This window comes from Escherichia sp. XD33 (genome assembly GCF_019375075.1).
In the GTDB taxonomy this organism is placed as follows: Bacteria; Pseudomonadota; Gammaproteobacteria; order Enterobacterales; family Enterobacteriaceae; genus Enterobacter; species Enterobacter flexneri_A.
Window position 1 is genome coordinate 33,770 of sequence record NZ_JAENDM010000030.1, and the last position, 18,400, is coordinate 52,169.

The window sequence follows — 18,400 nt, forward strand, 5'->3', positions numbered from 1 at the left end:
TTCATAGCACGATGCCTTTCACTTATCGGCATCGTGCTCCCACAGGTTCCGGCTACGCACAGCCAGAACGCGCATATTTGACGCTTACCAAAAAATATTCTCACTCTCCACATTTGAATGTCAGACGAGCGACACCATGTAATCCTACACCTTCTGTCTTCAGCTCAACTATTTGCATTTTTTTGCCCTGAGTAACACAGAAATGAGTTGCATCATTTTTTACTATATTTTCTGCACCAGATATTCTACCCCTGGCTAAAGAAGCTTCGGCTTCGGTGTAGTATTGGTTATCGAGTTTACGCTGAATATTACTTTTATATGCAAGACCAAATTTACCGATACTTGTCTCATCATTATGCACAGCACAACCAGACATAATAAAAATACTAATTAATGATATAGCAGCTATCTTTTTCATCTCACCTTCCCCCATTAAATACCAACGACACTCTCTAGTGTTTAAATATAATAATGGCATGATTATTATAATTGAATAGGATTATAATAAATGTTCTGTACAACATTTCCTACATAAGTAGGAATTACGGACATTGAGGCCCTTCAGGGTAACTCCATGGGGGCTTTAATATATTATATTGAAGATGCCACTGTTTAGTTGAATATTAGGTATATGCTCTTTTTTGAAATTTATCGGTGGCAGCCGTTAGTATTCGCTGTCCCCATTGCAAGCTCCTGGTGGTAACCACTGAATCCTCCATACTTGAACTGACTTTTTATCCTCCGACTTTCATCCTGTTCTGACTCCACCTTTTGTTTTCTGCTCTACACTATCTACAGACCAATCATAAAGGCACATACGATCATGGCAGAATTTCCCGCCAGCTTACTGATTCTTAATGGCAAAAGTACTGACAATCTACCCTTGCGCGAAGCAATTATGCTGTTGCGTGAGGAAGGAATGACGATCCATGTGCGGGTCACCTGGGAGAAAGGCGATGCCGCACGATATGTAGAGGAGGCCCGGAAGTTGGGCGTCGCAACGGTGATTGCCGGTGGTGGCGATGGCACCATTAATGAAGTTTCTACGGCGTTGATTCAGTGTGAGGGGGATGACATACCCGCGCTGGGAATTTTGCCATTAGGAACCGCCAATGATTTTGCCACCAGTGTAGGGATTCCTGAGGCACTGGATAAGGCGCTGAAACTGGCAATTGCCGGTGACGCCATTGCGATAGATATGGCGCAGGTCAACAAACAAACCTGTTTTATTAATATGGCGACAGGCGGATTTGGGACGCGTATTACCACAGAAACGCCGGAAAAATTAAAAGCCGCGCTGGGTAGCGTCTCTTACATCATTCATGGCTTAATGCGTATGGATACTCTGCAACCGGACCGTTGTGAAATCCGCGGTGAAAACTTTCACTGGCAAGGTGACGCCCTGGTCATTGGTATTGGTAACGGGCGTCAGGCCGGTGGCGGTCAGCAATTGTGTCCGAACGCGTTAATTAACGATGGCTTGCTGCAACTGCGCATTTTTACCGGCGATGAAATACTTCCGGCTCTCGTATCAACCTTAAAATCTGACGAAGATAACCCGAATATTATCGAAGGCGCTTCGTCGTGGTTTGATATTCAGGCACCACACGACATCACCTTTAATCTTGATGGCGAACCGTTGAGTGGGCAAAATTTTCATATTGAAATACTTCCGGCAGCGTTGCGTTGTCGATTACCACCAGATTGTCCACTGTTGCGTTAATCAAACTATTCTCTCTTGAACCAGGGAGAATCCGTAATGCCGGATGCGGTGTAAACACCTTATCCGGCATACAGAACAATACTACACCGTAATTAATTTTACCCGCGTCTTCTGCAATGCCAGTTTATCCACCTCTGACACAGCATCATCGGTAATAATAATGTCAATTTTTTCGATTGGTAGTACCTGATTAAAACCGCGACGGTTAAATTTCGATGAATCGAGAACGGCAATCACTTTATTAGCGGCTGTGACCATCGCACCGCTAATAGAATAACCTTCATTAAAGGTCGTAATACCATTAACCGCATCAATACCATCAGCACCGACAAACATTAAATCGGCATTAATATCCTGTAATGAACGCTCGGCAATGGAACCATGCATCGAGCGCGTTTTATGGCGGACCGTGCCACCACAGACGACCAGAGTAATGTCTTTATTTTCGGAAAGGGCAAACGCTGCCGGGAGACTGTTGGTAATCACCGTGATATTTTTGGCGGTCATTAATCCTTCGGCGATAAGCATTGTCGTACTTCCGCTGTCGAGAATAACGGTCATCCCTTCGTGGATCATTTTGACTGCCGCCTGCGCTATTCTGTTTTTTGGCGCGCTGGCGAGCTGAAATCGCTCTTTAAACCCGACTTCCTGGGTCTCGGTTTCACTATTACCAGACATTATTTTCGCCGCACCGCCATGAAAGCGCGTAACCACGCCTTTTTGTTCGAGAAAGCGCAAATCGGCACGGATTGTCGCTTCCGAGGCAGCAAATACTCCCGCCAGATCCTGAACAAGCACGGTTCCCTGTTCATTCACTAATTGGATGATCTTATTCCTTCGCTCGAATGAATTCATCGTCATTTACCCATATTCAATTGTGGCTAGTGTAAACGAAGGGGGACCATTGGTGAATGATCTGTTTTGCACAATACCGGGCCAGCATCACGCTGGCCCGCGGTTTCAGGGAATGAGCAACACTTTGCCCGGCATAGCATTACGAGCGATGTCACGCACCGCCTGGGCGAAGCTTTCAAAGCTTCCACGGTGAGCGATTAATGGCTCCAGGCTTAACTTACGTTCTGTCAGCAACCGGCTCGCCGTTTCCCACTCCTGCCCCGGCCAAGGGCTGGAGTAGTTCATCCAACTGCCGATAACCGTCAGCTCTTTACGCAATATTTTGCCAAACGTTGCCGATGTTAAATGCAGATCCTGATGCAACGTGCCCACCAGCGCCAGTTGGGCATGAGGACCGGCAATCTCTACCGCCAGTTCGACAGTTTGCGGTACGCCAGCCGTCTCGAGGATAAGCTGATTAAAGCGCAGTTCGCGTAAAACGCTCTGCATTTGCGGCGCGCTCATTTCGCTACTGTTAAATGTTTGCATCGCACCGAAAGATTTTGCCAGTGCCAGTTTTTCTGAACTAATGTCGATCGCCGTCACACTCTTTGCTCCCAGCGCGACAGCGCACTGAATGGCCAGCAGGCCAATGGTTCCGGCACCAATAATAATAACGTTTTTATTCTCACAACCTTGCGCTAAATGAAAAGCATGCAGACCAACGGTAATCGGCTCAATAAAAGCCCCATCCTCAATAGGCATATCCGTGGGTAGAGCAAAGACATTTTTTCGCTTAACGACAATATATTCAGCAAATCCACCATCACGCCGCGAGCCAATAAAATCATATTTTGCGCACTGGGAATAAAACCCTTTCAGACACTCTGGACAAGTAAAACAGGGTAATAACGGCACACAGGCAACCGCATCGCCAGGGTGTAAATCATCAACACCGGATCCCACCGCATCAATATAGCCGCTAAATTCATGGCCTAACGTTATTGGATAATAATGTGCACCATTTTTAAATATCCTGGGTAAATCGGAACCACATAAGCCCGAGCTGGCAATTTTTACCCGCACCTCATCCTGATGTTTAATTTCAGGAATGACGCTTTCTGCAACGCGCACGATACCATCAGTATCATTCACCACTGATTTCATAAAAACTCCTGATTGTTAAGGGGGATAACCTCCCCCTCAGGTAAAAATTATTCTGCGAGAACGACTTTCTCTTGTTTAATAAAGCCACGCGCTCTACGCCAGGTCATGAAAATACCGGTCAGATAAATTGCACCGATAATAATGAAACCGGGAATATTTTGCGGGGAGAAAACCTGAATCAGTAACCAGGTAATGGGAGAACCGCCCTGATCCATTGAAGCCACCATACCCCCGGCTTTTAACGCCCCAGCATTAGCCGCCAGTTGGGTGTGCAAACCAATAGTTTGCGTCGCGATCCACAGGGTGATGCTCATAATGATGACACCCGAGATTAAGGTGCGGAACAGATTTCCACGATGCACGGCGACCGCCATCGCCACGAAGAAGCCGATGGTGGCAAGATCGCCAAACGGCAGCACCTGATTACCCGGCACACAAACAGCAATTAAAATGGTGAGTGGGATAAAAATCAGGCTTGCCGATACCACCGCCGTATGTCCCAGCAGCAACGCCGGATCAAGGCCAATCAGGAACTCCTGACCGCCGAACTTCGCCTGTAAACGACTACGAGCCTGCTTAGCGATGGGCGTTAAACCATCCATGATGGGTTTAATCACCCGTGGCATTAGCAGCATCACTGCCGCCGTTTTTACCGCCAGCTGCAATACACCTTTGACATCGTAACCCGCGAGGATGCCGATAATCAGCCCCATCACAAAACCCACGGTGACAGGCTCGCCAAATGGACCAAATTTGCGCTGAATATCGTCGGCGCTAAATTTAATTCGGTTAACGCCTAGGATTTTCTCGATGATAGCATCGACCAGCACCGCAATCGGCCCCATATACGCCGACGTACCGTGCGGAATAGCAATACCTTCCAGCTCAAAGAAATTTCGGGTATCGCGGGCAAACCAGTCGCCGAGCTTATAAACAAACGCCGCGTGAATTACCACACCTGCCATCCCTATCATCCATGAACCGGTTGCCAGATGCAGCAACGCGCCGGTGAAGGTCATATGCCAGATATTCCAGATATCAACATTTACCACCCGCGTCATACGGGTCAGTAACATGGCCACGTTAACCAGAATCGCAATCGGAATCGCCACCAGCGCAATTTGCGACGCCCAGGTCATTGGTGAAGAGCCCGGCCAGCCAACATCGACCACATGCAGATTCAGGTCGAAATTTTCCGCCATCGCTTTCGCCGCCGGGCCAATGGAATCCAGCATTAAGCCAATCACAAGGCCAATGCCAACAAAGCCAATCCCGATATGCAGACCCGCTTTAAAGCAATCGCCTGCCTTCATGCCTAATATTTTAGAAAAAATAATGATGACAATCGGCAGCATCACCGTAGGGCCGAGGTCGAGAATATAACGCATGACTTCTGAAAACATAGGTCACCCCTGTAAGATAGTCAGAATTTTATTTTGTAATGCTTCGATACCGATACCAGAAATAAAAGGCATGCCGTGAACTAACGGAATATCGCCAAAACTACGATCCACTTTGGCAGTGGTGCATATCAAATGCACACCATCCATATAGGTTTCTATTTCATTAACCCGACACTGGATTAATTCAACAGGAATATTATGATTCTGACACAACTCTTTAATTTCTTCCGCCGCCATCGTAGAGGTCGCAACCGCGCCTCCGCAAGCGACAATAATCTTGCGTTTCATAAATAGTCCTTTTTATTGTTACAGAGGGATTTATTCGTCTGAATCTAAAACATACTTTGTGAAGTATTCCTTTAACTGGGTTTCAGGAAGAGTGATTAGTGTCTCGACGATATCGGGCTGTTGTAACTTGCCAAATAAACAGCGTAAAAGTTTCAATTGCTGCTGCGGATTTTCCACAATCAACGCAATAACCAACGATACCGCCACGTCGTTATCATCATCCGCTTGCTGAAAATGAACTTTATTTGTTGGCCTTAACAGATAAATGGCTGACGACTTAGCATGAATCGCCTCACAATGCGGTATTGCAATAGCGTGCTGCTCAAGCATTATCCCGGTAGGGAATTCTGCTTCTCTGGCAATTAATGCCTGTGGCCAGGTATCATGAACCACACCTTTGGCGAGCATCTCATTACCGATATGGGTTAAAACTTCGCTACGATCGACAAAAGAAATTCCGCTACGAACAAACAGGTTAGTCATATACCGTCCTTATTCCGCACAGCCGTAGCGATAGGCGCGCAAAACATCATAAATTTTATCCATAATCAGCTGATGCGGTATTGCTGATAATTCCCCGGACTGAATGCGTTCAAATTGTTTGGGAAGATACTGACTAATCATGCCCAGTGGGATGTCCACGCCTTCAAGATTCACCATCATCGTATCGACGCTATTTTTAATCCGACTATGCGGCCAGTAATAACGAATACGATCCGACAGGCTGTAACGAATATCCAGTAATGAATCGTTAAAACCCGTACGATAATATTTTTTCCAGTATTGCGGTTCGTCGAGCATCACTTCTTCAATTACCGCCAGGCAACCGCTGCGATTTTCAGGGGCGATAAGTTCCTGCTCAATTTGTGCCAGTGCAAATATCGCCTCGCGTAAAGCAAAGGTTAATGCGGGACCGACTTTCAATATTGCAAAGTGATCGCGGACTAATTCCCAATAAGCCGTCCGGGTCTGGTAATCGGTAGAATGTGCTTCATAAACCATTCGGGTGTTTTCTATCCATTGCGCCAGCGGCTGCGCTTCCTGCGGCTGATAATGGATAATATTGCTGTGATCAAATTCCACACCCGGCTGCACCACGATGGCAATCACACGTGTTAACGCCTCTGTCAGCCCACGGGCAATAAAGGCCTTTTGATGCGTACGTAAAGTATTGGCGGCATCTTCAACATGGGTGATGTGTACTGACTGAATGGCGCTGGCCTCACCGCCCGGAACCGGAACTTCGGTGCCAATGACATAGCTCAGTTGCTCACGCTGGCAATCTGTCGCCACACTTTCCGCAGCAAAGCAAAGCACAGCAGCTCGTTCCACAACCGTTTCTGGTGCTAACGGTATGGGATCCCCCGCGCAGGACATTGACGCATCAAGATGAATTTTACTGAAGCCGGCACGAACATATTCCTTTACCAGCTCGACGGATTTTTCCATCGCCGCATCCGCATTTTCTTGCTGCCAGCAGTTTGGCCCCAGATGATCGCCGCCGAGAATAATGCGTTCGCGTGCAAACCCAACTTTATCGGCAATCGTAAAAACAAATTCGCGAAAGTCTGCCGGTGTCATTCCGGTATAACCGCCAAATTGATTGACCTGGTTTGACGTTGCTTCAATCAGCACTTTGCGCGTGCTGTTGCGATCAAATGCCAGCGCCGCTTCGATAACCAACGGATGGGCAGAACAGACTGAACATATGCCGATATGTTCACCAGCTTTATGCCGGGCAATTAACGTTTTCATGTTTTTTCCTTGTTAAATGGCAGGTGCGTTATGCCCTGCCCTCGCAGCCACAATCGGCAATCACTTTGCTCACCACATCGCGCATTGCGGATTTAGCCGACTGCAAATAATCCCGGGGATCGGTCGCTTCAGGGTGCTCGGTCAGGTAATTTTTTAACGCCTGCGAGAAGGCATTTTTCAGCTCCGTTGCAACGTTGATTTTGCATATCCCCAGTTTGATGGTTTGCTGAATATCCTTAGTCGATAACCCTGACGCGCCATGCAGCACCAGCGGTAAGTTCACCCACTGGCGAATGTTCTCCAGTCTAGAAAAATCAAGCGCCGGTGCGCTGGCATACATCCCATGAGCCGTGCCGATGGCGACCGCCAGGGAATCAATTCCGGTTGCCTCGGCAAATTCACGCGCCTGAGCGGGGTTGGTGTACAACGCATCGGCTTCATTGACTTGCACATCATCTTCCTGGCCGCCAAGTTGCCCCAGCTCCGCCTCGACGCTGACATCAAAGCGATGGCAAAAATCCACCACCTCTTTGACCCGTGAAATATTTTGCGCAAAAGGCAAATGCGAGGCGTCAATCATGACTGAGCGCACGCCAGAACGAACCTTCTGAGCGATATCGTCAAATTTCGTGTGATGGTCGAGATGAATTGCCAGTGGATAGTGATATTGCTTCGCCATCGCGCTGACCAGCGCCAACAGATTTTCTGTACCAGCATGAGTAAATGTGCCAGGCGTTCCGGCGATGATGACCGGCGCATGCAGGTTGGCAGCGGTTTCTACCACCACTTGCATCGTTTCGAGATTGTGAATATTGAATGCCGGAACCGCATAACCGCCGCGCTGTGCGTTGTTCAGCATCTGCTTTGTCGATACCACGTACATTTTCATATTCTGTCGTTTGTTTTCGATTTCAAAATATAATGAAATTATTTGTTTTTAAATATCGAGATAACGATCACAAAAACGACAATATGAAAATTGTTCGAGGAGTGAAAGGCAAAAAAACGGCCTCCCGATAGGGAAGCCGTAGCAAAGTGCGCGTGTTTTTATGCCGGATGCGGTGTAAACATACGTGGCAGTGCTATGTAGGCATGATAAGACGCTTCAGCGTCGCATCAGGCATAGGTTGCCGGATGCAGCGTAAACGCCTTATCCGTCCTACGGGGTGGTGTTGTTCGTATAAGGCGTATCAGGCGATAGTAATTTTGCTATCGAGATAAACGTCCTGCACGGCGTTAATCAGTTTCACGCCGTCAGCCATCGATTTCTTGAACGCTTTACGTCCAAGAATCAGCCCCATTCCGCCAGCGCGTTTGTTGATAACCGCAGTACGCACTGCATCACTGAGGTCAGTTTCACCGCCCGCAGCACCGCCGGAGTTTATCAACCCAGCCCGGCCCATATAGCAGTTAGCTAACTGATAACGCACCAGATCAATCGGGTTTTCGCTGGTTAACTTGCTGTACACGCGATCGTCGGTATAACCGTAATTAATCGCTTTATAACCGCCGTTATTTTCCGCCATTTTCTGTTTGACGATGTCCGCGCCAATGGTCGCCGCCAGATGGTTCGCCTGACCAGTCAGGTCGGCGGAAACATGGTAATCAACGCCATCTTTCTTAAAGGCGGAGTTACGCAAATAGGCCCACAGCACTGTCACCATGCCCAGCTCGTGCGCACGTTCAAAAGCCGCAGAAATTTCTTCAATCTGGCGACGTGACTCTTCCGAGCCAAAATAGATAGTCGCACCAACCGCAACCGCGCCCATGTTGAACGCCTGCTCCACGCTGGCATACAGCGTTTGATCGTAGGTATTCGGGTAACTTAGCGTCTCGTTGTGATTAAGTTTGACGAGGAATGGAATGCGATGCGCATAACGCCGCGATACCGACGCCAGCACGCCGTAAGTTGACGCCACACAGTTACAGCCCGCTTCGATCGCCAGTTCAACAATGTTTTTCGGGTCAAAGTAGAGCGGGTTAGCAGCAAATGAAGCTCCGGCAGAGTGCTCAACGCCCTGGTCAACCGGCAGAATAGAAAGATATCCTGTGCCAGCCAGACGCCCGGTGTTGTACAACGTCTGCATATTACGTAACACCGCAGGCGGGCGATTATTGTCAATCATCACGCGGTCTACGTAGTCATGTCCGGGGAGATAAAGCTGGTCAGAAGGAATAGTCATACAACGGTGCTGTAAAAGGTTGTCGGCGTCTTTGCCAAGCAACTGCGCAATATCTGTCATTACTATGCTCCCGTAAATTCCGATTGGATATCGGCTATGGATTTTCCTGGCCCGCCTTTTGCGGGCAATCATAATCCTGGTCGTTACGGGCGAGTTTTTCCATCTTTTGGATGTTTTTTCAGCGTTTTCTGTTGGCTCGATTCATCAGAAAAAATGTTAGCGCGGTCAAGTTTTCACCGCAAAGGTATTTAAAAGGTATTATTAAGTGGTATTGTCATCGCGTACCTTACATTACCTGTCATGAAGGAATTAAAAGATGAAAACAACAGCAAAGCTGTCGTTCATGATGTTTGTTGAATGGTTTATCTGGGGCGCGTGGTTTGTGCCATTGTGGTTGTGGTTAAGTAAAAGCGGTTTTAGTGCCGGAGAAATTGGCTGGTCGTATGCCTGTACCGCCATTGCGGCGATCCTGTCGCCAATTCTGGTTGGCTCCATCACTGACCGCTTTTTCTCGGCGCAGAAAGTGCTGGCGGTATTGATGTTCGCAGGCGCGCTGCTGATGTATTTCGCTGCGCAACAGACCACTTTTGCCGGGTTCTTCCCGTTACTGCTGGCCTACTCGCTAACCTATATGCCGACCATTGCGCTGACTAACAGCATCGCTTTTGCCAACGTGCCGGATGTTGAGCGTGATTTCCCGCGCATTCGTGTGATGGGCACTATCGGCTGGATTGCCTCCGGTCTGGCATGTGGTTTCTTGCCGCAAATACTGGGGTATGCCGATATCTCACCGACTAACATCCCGCTGCTGATTACCGCCGGAAGTTCTGCTCTGCTCGGTGTGTTTGCGTTTTTCCTGCCCGACACGCCACCAAAAAGCACCGGCAAAATGGATATTAAAGTCATGCTCGGCCTGGATGCGCTGATCCTGCTGCGCGATAAAAACTTCCTCGTCTTTTTCTTCTGTTCATTCCTGTTTGCGATGCCACTAGCGTTCTATTACATCTTTGCCAACGGTTATCTGACCGAAGTTGGCATGAAAAACGCCACCGGCTGGATGACGCTCGGCCAGTTCTCTGAAATCTTCTTTATGCTGGCATTGCCGTTTTTCACTAAACGCTTTGGTATCAAAAAGGTATTATTGCTTGGTCTGGTCACCGCTGCGATCCGCTATGGCTTCTTTATTTACGGTAGTGCGGATGAATATTTCACCTACGCGTTACTGTTCCTCGGTATTTTGCTTCACGGCGTAAGTTACGATTTTTACTACGTTACCGCTTACATCTATGTCGATAAAAAAGCCCCCGTGCATATGCGTACCGCTGCGCAGGGGCTGATCACGCTCTGCTGCCAGGGCTTCGGCAGTTTGCTCGGCTATCGTCTTGGCGGTGTGATGATGGAAAAGATGTTCGCTTATCAGGAACCGGTAAACGGACTGACTTTCAACTGGTCCGGGATGTGGACTTTCGGCGCGGTGATGATTGCCATTATCGCCGTGCTGTTCATGATTTTTTTCCGCGAATCCGACAACGAAATTACGGCTATCAAGGTCGATGATCGCGATATTGCGTTGACACAAGGGGAAGTTAAATGAAAACAGAACGTATTCTCGGTGCTCTTTATGGGCAGGCGTTAGGGGATGCGATGGGGATGCCCTCCGAGCTTTGGCCACGCAGCCGCGTTAAAGCACACTTTGGCTGGATTGACCGTTTTCTTCCTGGACCAAAGGAGAATAACGCGGCCTGTTATTTTAACCGCGCCGAATTCACCGACGATACCTCGATGGCGCTGTGTCTGGCGGATGCGTTACTGGAACGTGAAGGCAAGATCGATCCGAATCTGATTGGGCGTAATATTCTCGACTGGGCGCTGCGTTTCGACGCCTTTAACAAAAACGTACTTGGTCCGACCTCGAAGATTGCGCTTAACGCCATTCGCGACGGTAAACCCATTGCTGAACTGGAAAACAACGGCGTGACCAACGGCGCAGCGATGCGCGTCTCGCCATTAGGTTGTTTGCTTCCGGCGCACGATGTTGATTCCTTTATTGATGATGTGGCGCTGGCGTCCAGCCCGACCCATAAATCCGATCTGGCGGTTGCAGGCGCGGTAGTCATCGCATGGGCGATTTCTCGTGCCATTGACGGAGAAAGCTGGTCAGCGATTGTAGATTCACTGCCTTCAATTGCGCGACATGCACAGCAAAAACGCATCACTACCTTCAGCGCCTCACTGGCAGCACGTCTGGAGATTGCGCTGAAAATTGTGCGCAATGCCGACGGCACCGAATCCGCCAGCGAACAGCTTTACCAGGTCGTTGGCGCAGGTACCAGCACTATTGAGTCCGTTCCGTGCGCCATTGCGCTGGTTGAACTGGCACAAACCGACCCGAATCGCTGCGCCGTCCTGTGCGCTAACCTTGGCGGCGACACAGACACCATCGGCGCTATGGCGACGGCGATTTGCGGCGCGTTGCATGGCGTTAACGCTATCGATCCTGCATTAAAGGCGGAACTGGATGCGGTAAATCAGCTTGATTTCAACCGCTATGCCACAGCGCTGGCGAAATATCGTCAACAACGGGAGGCGGTATGAGCGGCGCTCGATTACACACGCTGCTGCCTGAATTAACCTCGCGTCAGCCGGTGATGGTCGTCGGCGCGGCGGTCATTGATGTGATCGCCGACGCTTATGCCCTCCCCTGGCGTGGGTGCGATATCGAACTGAAGCAGCAGAGCGTTAACGTTGGCGGCTGCGCACTGAATATTGCCGTGGCGTTAAAGCGCCTCGGCATCGAAGCGGGTAATGCCTTGCCGCTCGGTCAGGGCGTGTGGGCGGAGATTATTCGCAACCGGATGGCGAAAGAGGGGTTAATCAGCCTGATCGATAACGCCGAAGGCGATAACGGCTGGTGTCTGGCGCTGGTTGAGCCGGATGGCGAACGCACTTTTATGTCATTCAGCGGTGTGGAAAATCAGTGGAATCGCCAGTGGCTGGCGCGATTAACCGTTGCGCCTGGCAGCCTGCTCTATTTTTCCGGTTATCAACTGGCCTCGCCCTGCGGCGAATTGTTAGTGGAATGGCTGGAAAAGCTGCAAGACGTGACGCCGTTTATCGATTTTGGCCCACGTATCGGCGATATCCCGGACGCATTACTGGCGCGGATCATGGCCTGTCGACCTTTAGTATCACTCAATCGTCAAGAGGCTGAGATTGCCGCCGAACGTTTTGCTTTATCCGCAGAGATAACAACACTTGGCAAGCAATGGCAGGAGAAATTTGCCGCGCCGTTGATCGTTCGTCTCGATAAAGAGGGTGCATGGTATTTCAGCAACGACGCTTCTGGCTGCATTCCGGCATTTCCAACGCAAGTTGTAGACACCATTGGGGCGGGCGACAGTCATGCAGGTGGCGTACTTGCCGGGCTGGCCTCTGGTCTGCCACTGGCGGATGCCGTATTACTGGGCAATGCAGTGGCGTCGTGGGTTGTCGGGCATCGGGGCGGTGATTGTGCGCCAACGCGCGAGGAACTACTCCTCGCACACAAAAACGTATAGATCGCTGCGACAGTGGCTAATGCTGTACTCAATAGGCCGTTGCTGTTGGTCAAGCGCCACTTGCTTGATCACCAGCACCGGTATTTTGCTATCTAACTGAATATGTGACTGAAACTCGGCATCCGGCATCCGGGCGCTAACGCGGGAACGTGTACGTTGTGGGTAAATGTGCTGGCTGCGGAAATAGTCATAAAGTGAAATCCCGATGGCATCAACATCATGAATTAAATGCGCCGGAACCCACGATTCCTCAATCGATACCGCTTCTTCATCGACATAGCGAATACGCTTAAGCAAAAAGACATCACTTCCTGCTTCGACCGCCAGCTGCTGCGCGACTTCTTCGGGACATTTCACGACACGCTTGTTAACCCATAGCGTATCGGGCTTTTTCCCGCGCAATACCACCTGCTGAGAAAAACCTCGCGCTTCTTTCAACGAGTATTCGAAGATGTTGTTGATCTGCGTGCCGTAACCGCGCGAACGCGTCACCACACCCTCTTCTTCCAGCGCCTGCATCGCCTTGCGCACCGTAATGCGCGAAACGCCGGTTAACTGACTTAAATCACGCTCACCGGGCAAAATATTGCCATGCTCCAGCACCCCGCTGCGCACGGCATTTTTTACCGTTTCGGCAAACTTAATATAAAGCGGCGTGTTATCCGCAGCTAAAATACGCTCGTTCAGTTGGGCAATCAGCTGGGTATGCGCTTGTTCCATTTGTCTTTTTCCTGCCAGGGAGTCTGGTGGGAGTATATCACTGCTTCTTATTTAAGGCGTTTCTTTAATCCCATCAACGAATCCCTGCAACTCCTCCACCGTGCCATTAAACACATTAAAATCCACCGGACCATTGATGCCATCTACCTGTCCACGGTCGGAATGCTGCCAGAAGCGCCAGGCCATTCCGTCATTGTCCGGACAACGTTGATAATAGTGAGCCACCCACCACGGATATTCATTAAAATAGCCCGCCAGATTCGTGTGATAAAAAACGGCTCCTGAGTAAATAATCGGCTTTTTTCCCGTGCGTTTTTCTACCATTTTTAGCCACTGACTTACCCGCTTGCGTAATTCTTTTGCCGATAATTTTCCCCGTTCTTCTACGTCCAGCACGGCAGGGAAATCGCCTTGTGAGAAATCCACCGTTTGCAGAAATAATCGCGCCTGAACTGAAGCGGATACCGACGGGGAGAAATAATGATACGCCCCACGCAGCATGCCATTTTCGCGGCTTAGTTGCCAGTTACGCGAAAAATAGGGGTCCACCAGCTTTTCGCCTTCCGTCGCCTTAATAAAAGCAAACTGTAAGCGGATACCGTTGTCGCGCATTTTTGCCACCCGCTGCCAGTCGATCCGCTCCTGCCAGCGCGAAACATCTATTCCGTGAATGGTATAACTGGCAGGAATGCGAATTGCGAAAGATTTAACCGGGCGATAACCGTAGAAGTGGATGTAGTCTTTAATCTGAACTGCTGTCGAATAGAAAAAATTCACCGTCTGACGCGGATAAATTGCAATGATGGAAATTAGCCCAAGAGCGCATAATAGAGAGGTGAGTTTTTTTCGACTGGTAATTCTTAGCTGCATTGGTTTCATCCCTGAATGTCAGTGCCAAAGGCTGACAATAACCAAAGCAGCTATAGTACGGTGCTCACCACCAGGCGTGGAAGTGGTGAACCGGACCAATACCGTGACCAACTTCCAGCGTGTCGGCCTGGGCTAACGCCGATGAAAGCCAGCTTTTTGCCTCCTGTACGGTGTCAGCCCAGTTTGTATGGCGCGGGCGTAGTGCAGCCAACGCCGCAGAGAGTGTACAACCAGTGCCGTGGGTGTTTTTGGTCATAATGCGCGGTGCGGTAAACCGTTGTTCACCCTCGCGGGTAAACAGCCAGTCCGGGCTTTGCTCATCATCCAGATGACCACCTTTCATTAGCACTGCGCCACAGCCCATCGCCAACAGCGATCGCCCTTGTTCCAGCATTTCCTGTTCGGTGCGCGCGTGTGGCGCGTCGAGCAAGGCGGCAGCTTCGGGCAAGTTTGGCGTTATTAATGAAACCTGTGGCAATAATCGACTGCGCAGCGTAGCAACCGCCGAAGGTGAAAGCAGCGGGTCGCCGCTTTTTGCCAGCATAACGGTGTCGAGTACCACGTTTTGGATCTGATAACGTTGCAACCGTTCTGCCACCGCTTCAACAATATCGGTTTCCGCCAGCATACCGATTTTAGTGGTATCGATTCGCACATCGCTGAACACCGAATCGAGCTGGGCGGCGACAAAATCAGGCTCAATGCGATACACCGACTGTACGCCACGGGTATTTTGCGCCACCAGTGCAGTAATAACTGAGCAACCATAAGCGCCAAGTGCCGAGAAGGTTTTAAGATCGGCCTGAATCCCCGCACCACCACTCGGATCAGTACCGGCAATCGTCAGAGCGTTAATTCGTTTCATGCCTGCACCTCCTGCGTCAATTGCCAGAGCGCATCAAGGAAATGTGGAACAAAACTGCCTGGCCCCTCGCTTCTGGCGACTGCGCGTTCTCCGGCTTGTTTCATCCAGTGACAGGCAGATGCGACATTTTCCAGCGTATCGCCTGGTAACGCACAGCAGGCAGCGACAACCGCCGATAATGCACAGCCAGTTCCTACCACTTTGGTCATTAACGGATCACCACCGTGAATACCAATGATACGATGTCCATCGGTAACATAATCCATCTCGCCAGTGACCACGACGATTGCGCCAGTTTCCCGTGCCAGTGTTTGTGCAGCGGGTATCGCGTTAGCTGCGGCGTCAGTGGTATCCACTCCCCGTCCGCCATTAGCAATGCCAGCTAATGCCATGATTTCCGAAGCATTACCACGTATCGCTGCCGGTTTAAAAGATAAAAGTTCATGACAAAAATGGCGGCGATAATCGAGCGCACCCACCGCTACTGGATCAAGCGTCCAGGGTGTTTGAGAGCTTTTTGCTTGCTCAACGGCAGCACGCATCGCCTGAGCGCGTGGCTGCGTCAGTGTGCCAACGTTAATCAACAAGGCACTGGCGATAGCCGCAAACTGACTGGCCTCTTCGGTTTCGATAACCATCGCTGGCGATGCACCGAGCGCCAGCAAGGTATTGGCGGTAAAGGTTTGCACCACATCATTGGTCATGCAGTGCACAAGAGGGGAATGTTGGTGAAAAAGGTGTAACGCGTGCGCAGATTGCGCTGAACCCAGCAGGTCGACTTGCATAGTTTGCTCCTGCCATAACGTGAAGAAGCAATGACCTGGTGGTCCGTGACTTCCCTACGCTGGCATTATCCAGATCAGGTGATACGGGTATTTCTCAGCCTTCACGCAGAAGGGCACCCCGAGTCGTTTGGTTGCGATGATAAATCGCAGAGGAGGATGGTAATGTCCAGCGCACGCGTTGTAAACGAGGAAAAACGGCAGTTTTACAATCGCGTTAATAAATTATTTGATATATGAATCCAGCACCTTCAGAACGACATCCAGATCTTCTTCACGTTTTAGCTCATCCCCCTGGTGAACGATGTGTTCCGTCAGATGACCTTTAATCACTTCCCGCATCAGACCGTTTACCGCGCCACGGATAGCAGCAATCTGTTGTAAAACTGCAGCGCATTCGTGCGGCTCGTCGAGCATTTTCTTGAGCGCCACGACCTGGCCCTGAATCTTACTGGCACGCGCTTTCAGTTTCTGTTTATCACGGATTGTATGAGACATGGCAACACCTGGTTAACAAGAATATGAAAAATCATAGCACTATTAATCTACTGGGGGGTAGTATCAGGTACTGGGGGGGAGTAGAATCAGATTGCCGAATTAATACTAAGAATTATTATCATGACCGAATTTACAACTCTTCTTCAGCAAGGAAACGCCTGGTTCTTCATCCCCAGCGCCATCTTACTTGGTGCGCTTCATGGCCTGGAACCAGGGCACTCAAAAACGATGATGGCGGCGTTTATCATCGCCATCAAAGGCACCATTAAACAAGCGGTGATGCTCGGACTGGCAGCAACTATTTCGCATACCGCAGTGGTCTGGTTAATTGCCTTTGGCGGGATGGTGATCAGCAAGCGCTTTACTGCTCAATCAGCAGAACCGTGGCTCCAGCTGATTTCCGCAGTGATCATTATTAGCACCGCGTTCTGGATGTTCTGGCGTACCTGGCGCGGCGAACGCAACTGGCTGGAGAATATGCACGGGCATGATTATGAGCATCATCATCACGATCACGAACATCACCACGACCATGGACATCATCACCATCACGAACATGGCGAGTATCAGGATGCCCATGCACGAGCCCATGCCAATGACATTAAACGACGCTTTGATGGTAGAGAGGTCACCAACTGGCAAATTTTGTTATTTGGCTTAACCGGTGGCCTTATCCCCTGCCCGGCAGCAATTACCGTGCTGTTGATATGCATTCAGTTGAAAGCCCTGACACTGGGCGCAACACTGGTCGTCAGTTTCAGCATTGGCCTGGCGTTAACGCTTGTCACCGTAGGCGTTGGCGCAGCAATCAGCGTTCAGCAGGTCGCAAAACGCTGGAGCGGATTTAACACTCTCGCTAAACGCGCCCCCTATTTTTCCAGTCTGTTGATTGGCTTAGTCGGTGTGTATATGGGCGTACATGGCTTCATGGGCATAATGCGATAACTCAATCCTTTAGGCTTGCATGTTATCTTCAGCCCAGGATGATTCTTAAATCAGCTATTTCCGCTGACTCTCTGCTCGCTAAGGATGCTTTTAGGGCATCCTTTCATTTACACTTTTTACGAAATCATGGGATCACTAACAAAATATCGCTTGTCAGTTATATTGTATGGCAGGAAAGATATGCGACTGATATTACAGATCCCCAAAGTGGAGAGTTTATGACCATTAAAAATAAGATGTTGCTGGGTGCGCTTTTGCTGGTTACCAGTGCCGCCTGGGCCGCACCAGCCACCGCGGGTTCGACCAATACCTCGGGAATTTCTAAGTATGAGTTAAGTAGTTTCATTGCTGACTTTAAGCATTTCAAACCAGGGGACACCGTACCAGAAATGTACCGTACCGATGAGTACAACATTAAGCAGTGGCAGTTGCGTAACCTGCCCGCGCCTGATGCCGGGACGCACTGGACCTATATGGGTGGCGCGTACGTGTTGATCAGCGACACCGACGGTAAAATCATTAAAGCCTACGACGGTGAGATTTTTTATCATCGCTAAAAAAAGCCCCCTCATCATGAGGGGGAAATGCAGACACCTTGTTATTTTTTATTATTAGCCACTTGCTCGTCTTGCTTGTTATTAGTCGTATTTCACGTTGATTAATGCGGTTGCCTCCAGTGCGCCAGATTTAAGGAAGGTGCGAATAAGTCCGAGATGTGAGATCATCGTGTTGTAACCTGAACCCAGAATGAGTAACCGGATGAGCCAGCAACTGACTTTTGCCGACAGTGAGTTTTCCAGTAAACGCCGC

General features: G+C 49.7%; 20 protein-coding genes and 1 riboswitch. Of the genes, 6 read left to right on the forward strand and 14 right to left on the reverse strand.

The features are described from left to right. Positions 1 to 100: 100 nt before the first annotated feature. The gene (gene yegR / locus K0778_RS16730) at positions 101 to 418 is read right to left on the reverse strand and encodes a protein YegR (protein ID WP_001318299.1); all 318 of its coding nucleotides are present in this window, start codon (positions 416 to 418) and stop codon (positions 101 to 103) included. A 405-nt stretch (positions 419 to 823) separates the two neighbouring features. Here yegR and yegS point away from each other — a divergent pair, with 405 nt between their 5' ends. Next, positions 824 to 1,723, forward strand: coding sequence for a lipid kinase YegS (gene yegS / locus K0778_RS16735; protein ID WP_000807356.1), 900 nt, complete (start codon positions 824 to 826; stop codon positions 1,721 to 1,723). A gap of 81 nt (positions 1,724 to 1,804) precedes the next feature. Here yegS and K0778_RS16740 read toward each other — a convergent pair whose 3' ends face one another. The 8 genes from K0778_RS16740 to fbaB all read right to left on the reverse strand — a co-directional run bounded on the left by K0778_RS16740 (position 1,805) and on the right by fbaB (position 9,413). Further along, positions 1,805 to 2,578 carry a DeoR/GlpR family DNA-binding transcription regulator gene (locus K0778_RS16740; RefSeq protein ID WP_001295426.1) on the reverse strand — a complete coding sequence of 258 codons (774 nt, stop codon included), beginning with the start codon at positions 2,576 to 2,578 and terminating at the stop codon, positions 1,805 to 1,807. A gap of 105 nt (positions 2,579 to 2,683) precedes the next feature. Next, positions 2,684 to 3,724, reverse strand: coding sequence for a galactitol-1-phosphate 5-dehydrogenase (gatD, locus tag K0778_RS16745; protein ID WP_000844219.1), 1,041 nt, complete (start codon positions 3,722 to 3,724; stop codon positions 2,684 to 2,686). Between the two features lie 47 nt (positions 3,725 to 3,771). Then, complete coding sequence (locus K0778_RS16750) at positions 3,772 to 5,127, reverse strand: PTS galactitol transporter subunit IIC (protein ID WP_071940760.1); 1,356 nt, start codon at positions 5,125 to 5,127, stop codon at positions 3,772 to 3,774. Positions 5,128 to 5,130: 3 nt separating this feature from the next. Then, positions 5,131 to 5,415, reverse strand: a complete 285-nt coding sequence (gatB, locus tag K0778_RS16755) for a PTS galactitol transporter subunit IIB (RefSeq protein WP_000823270.1) — start codon at positions 5,413 to 5,415, stop codon at positions 5,131 to 5,133. Positions 5,416 to 5,445: 30 nt separating this feature from the next. After that, positions 5,446 to 5,898, reverse strand: coding sequence for a PTS galactitol transporter subunit IIA (gatA, locus tag K0778_RS16760; RefSeq protein ID WP_000182899.1), 453 nt, complete (start codon positions 5,896 to 5,898; stop codon positions 5,446 to 5,448). 9 nt (positions 5,899 to 5,907) lie between these two features. Then, a complete protein-coding gene (gene gatZ, locus K0778_RS16765) occupies positions 5,908 to 7,170 on the reverse strand; it encodes a tagatose-bisphosphate aldolase subunit GatZ (protein WP_001741990.1) in 1,263 nt (420 codons plus the stop codon). 28 nt (positions 7,171 to 7,198) lie between these two features. Continuing rightward, positions 7,199 to 8,053 (reverse strand): tagatose-bisphosphate aldolase subunit GatY, encoded by an 855-nt coding sequence (gatY, locus tag K0778_RS16770; protein ID WP_071940761.1) that lies wholly within the window; start codon positions 8,051 to 8,053, stop codon positions 7,199 to 7,201. A 307-nt stretch (positions 8,054 to 8,360) separates the two neighbouring features. Continuing rightward, positions 8,361 to 9,413 carry a class I fructose-bisphosphate aldolase gene (gene fbaB, locus K0778_RS16775; protein ID WP_000129551.1) on the reverse strand — a complete coding sequence of 351 codons (1,053 nt, stop codon included), beginning with the start codon at positions 9,411 to 9,413 and terminating at the stop codon, positions 8,361 to 8,363. Positions 9,414 to 9,669: 256 nt separating this feature from the next. Between fbaB and K0778_RS16780 the strand changes: the two genes are divergently transcribed. The 3 genes from K0778_RS16780 to K0778_RS16790 are packed head-to-tail and all read left to right on the forward strand — an operon-like array spanning position 9,670 to position 12,910. Beyond that, positions 9,670 to 10,947: a nucleoside permease gene (locus K0778_RS16780; RefSeq protein WP_000858484.1), complete on the forward strand. Its 1,278-nt coding sequence runs from the start codon at positions 9,670 to 9,672 to the stop codon at positions 10,945 to 10,947. Further along, positions 10,944 to 11,948 carry an ADP-ribosylglycohydrolase family protein gene (locus K0778_RS16785; RefSeq protein WP_000846231.1) on the forward strand — a complete coding sequence of 335 codons (1,005 nt, stop codon included), beginning with the start codon at positions 10,944 to 10,946 and terminating at the stop codon, positions 11,946 to 11,948. The genes K0778_RS16780 and K0778_RS16785 overlap by 4 nt, the downstream gene beginning before the upstream one ends. Beyond that, on the forward strand, positions 11,945 to 12,910 hold the full coding sequence (locus K0778_RS16790) for a carbohydrate kinase family protein (protein WP_000011957.1): 966 nt from the start codon (positions 11,945 to 11,947) through the stop codon (positions 12,908 to 12,910). The genes K0778_RS16785 and K0778_RS16790 overlap by 4 nt, the downstream gene beginning before the upstream one ends. Here the strand turns inward: K0778_RS16790 and K0778_RS16795 are convergent. The 5 genes from K0778_RS16795 to rcnR all read right to left on the reverse strand — a co-directional run bounded on the left by K0778_RS16795 (position 12,884) and on the right by rcnR (position 16,645). After that, on the reverse strand, positions 12,884 to 13,630 hold the full coding sequence (locus K0778_RS16795; RefSeq protein ID WP_000434038.1) for a GntR family transcriptional regulator: 747 nt from the start codon (positions 13,628 to 13,630) through the stop codon (positions 12,884 to 12,886). The two genes, K0778_RS16790 and K0778_RS16795, sit on opposite strands and share 27 nt — an antisense overlap. Positions 13,631 to 13,681: 51 nt before the next feature. Continuing rightward, positions 13,682 to 14,500, reverse strand: coding sequence for a glycoside hydrolase family 25 protein (locus K0778_RS16800; RefSeq protein ID WP_071940762.1), 819 nt, complete (start codon positions 14,498 to 14,500; stop codon positions 13,682 to 13,684). Positions 14,501 to 14,564: 64 nt separating this feature from the next. Next, a complete protein-coding gene (thiD, locus tag K0778_RS16805; RefSeq protein WP_000822274.1) occupies positions 14,565 to 15,365 on the reverse strand; it encodes a bifunctional hydroxymethylpyrimidine kinase/phosphomethylpyrimidine kinase in 801 nt (266 codons plus the stop codon). Next, positions 15,362 to 16,150 (reverse strand): hydroxyethylthiazole kinase, encoded by a 789-nt coding sequence (gene thiM / locus K0778_RS16810; protein ID WP_001195564.1) that lies wholly within the window; start codon positions 16,148 to 16,150, stop codon positions 15,362 to 15,364. Before thiM ends, thiD begins: the two co-directional genes overlap by 4 nt. Before the next feature lie 34 nt (positions 16,151 to 16,184). After that, positions 16,185 to 16,281: riboswitch (TPP riboswitch) on the reverse strand. 91 nt (positions 16,282 to 16,372) lie between these two features. Next, positions 16,373 to 16,645 (reverse strand): Ni(II)/Co(II)-binding transcriptional repressor RcnR, encoded by a 273-nt coding sequence (gene rcnR / locus K0778_RS16815; RefSeq protein ID WP_000019944.1) that lies wholly within the window; start codon positions 16,643 to 16,645, stop codon positions 16,373 to 16,375. A 120-nt stretch (positions 16,646 to 16,765) separates the two neighbouring features. Here rcnR and rcnA point away from each other — a divergent pair, with 120 nt between their 5' ends. Next, positions 16,766 to 17,590 (forward strand): nickel/cobalt efflux protein RcnA, encoded by an 825-nt coding sequence (gene rcnA / locus K0778_RS16820; RefSeq protein WP_000134636.1) that lies wholly within the window; start codon positions 16,766 to 16,768, stop codon positions 17,588 to 17,590. A gap of 218 nt (positions 17,591 to 17,808) precedes the next feature. Then, positions 17,809 to 18,147 (forward strand): Ni(II)/Co(II) efflux transporter accessory subunit RcnB, encoded by a 339-nt coding sequence (gene rcnB, locus K0778_RS16825; protein ID WP_000153067.1) that lies wholly within the window; start codon positions 17,809 to 17,811, stop codon positions 18,145 to 18,147. Positions 18,148 to 18,400 lie beyond the last annotated feature (253 nt).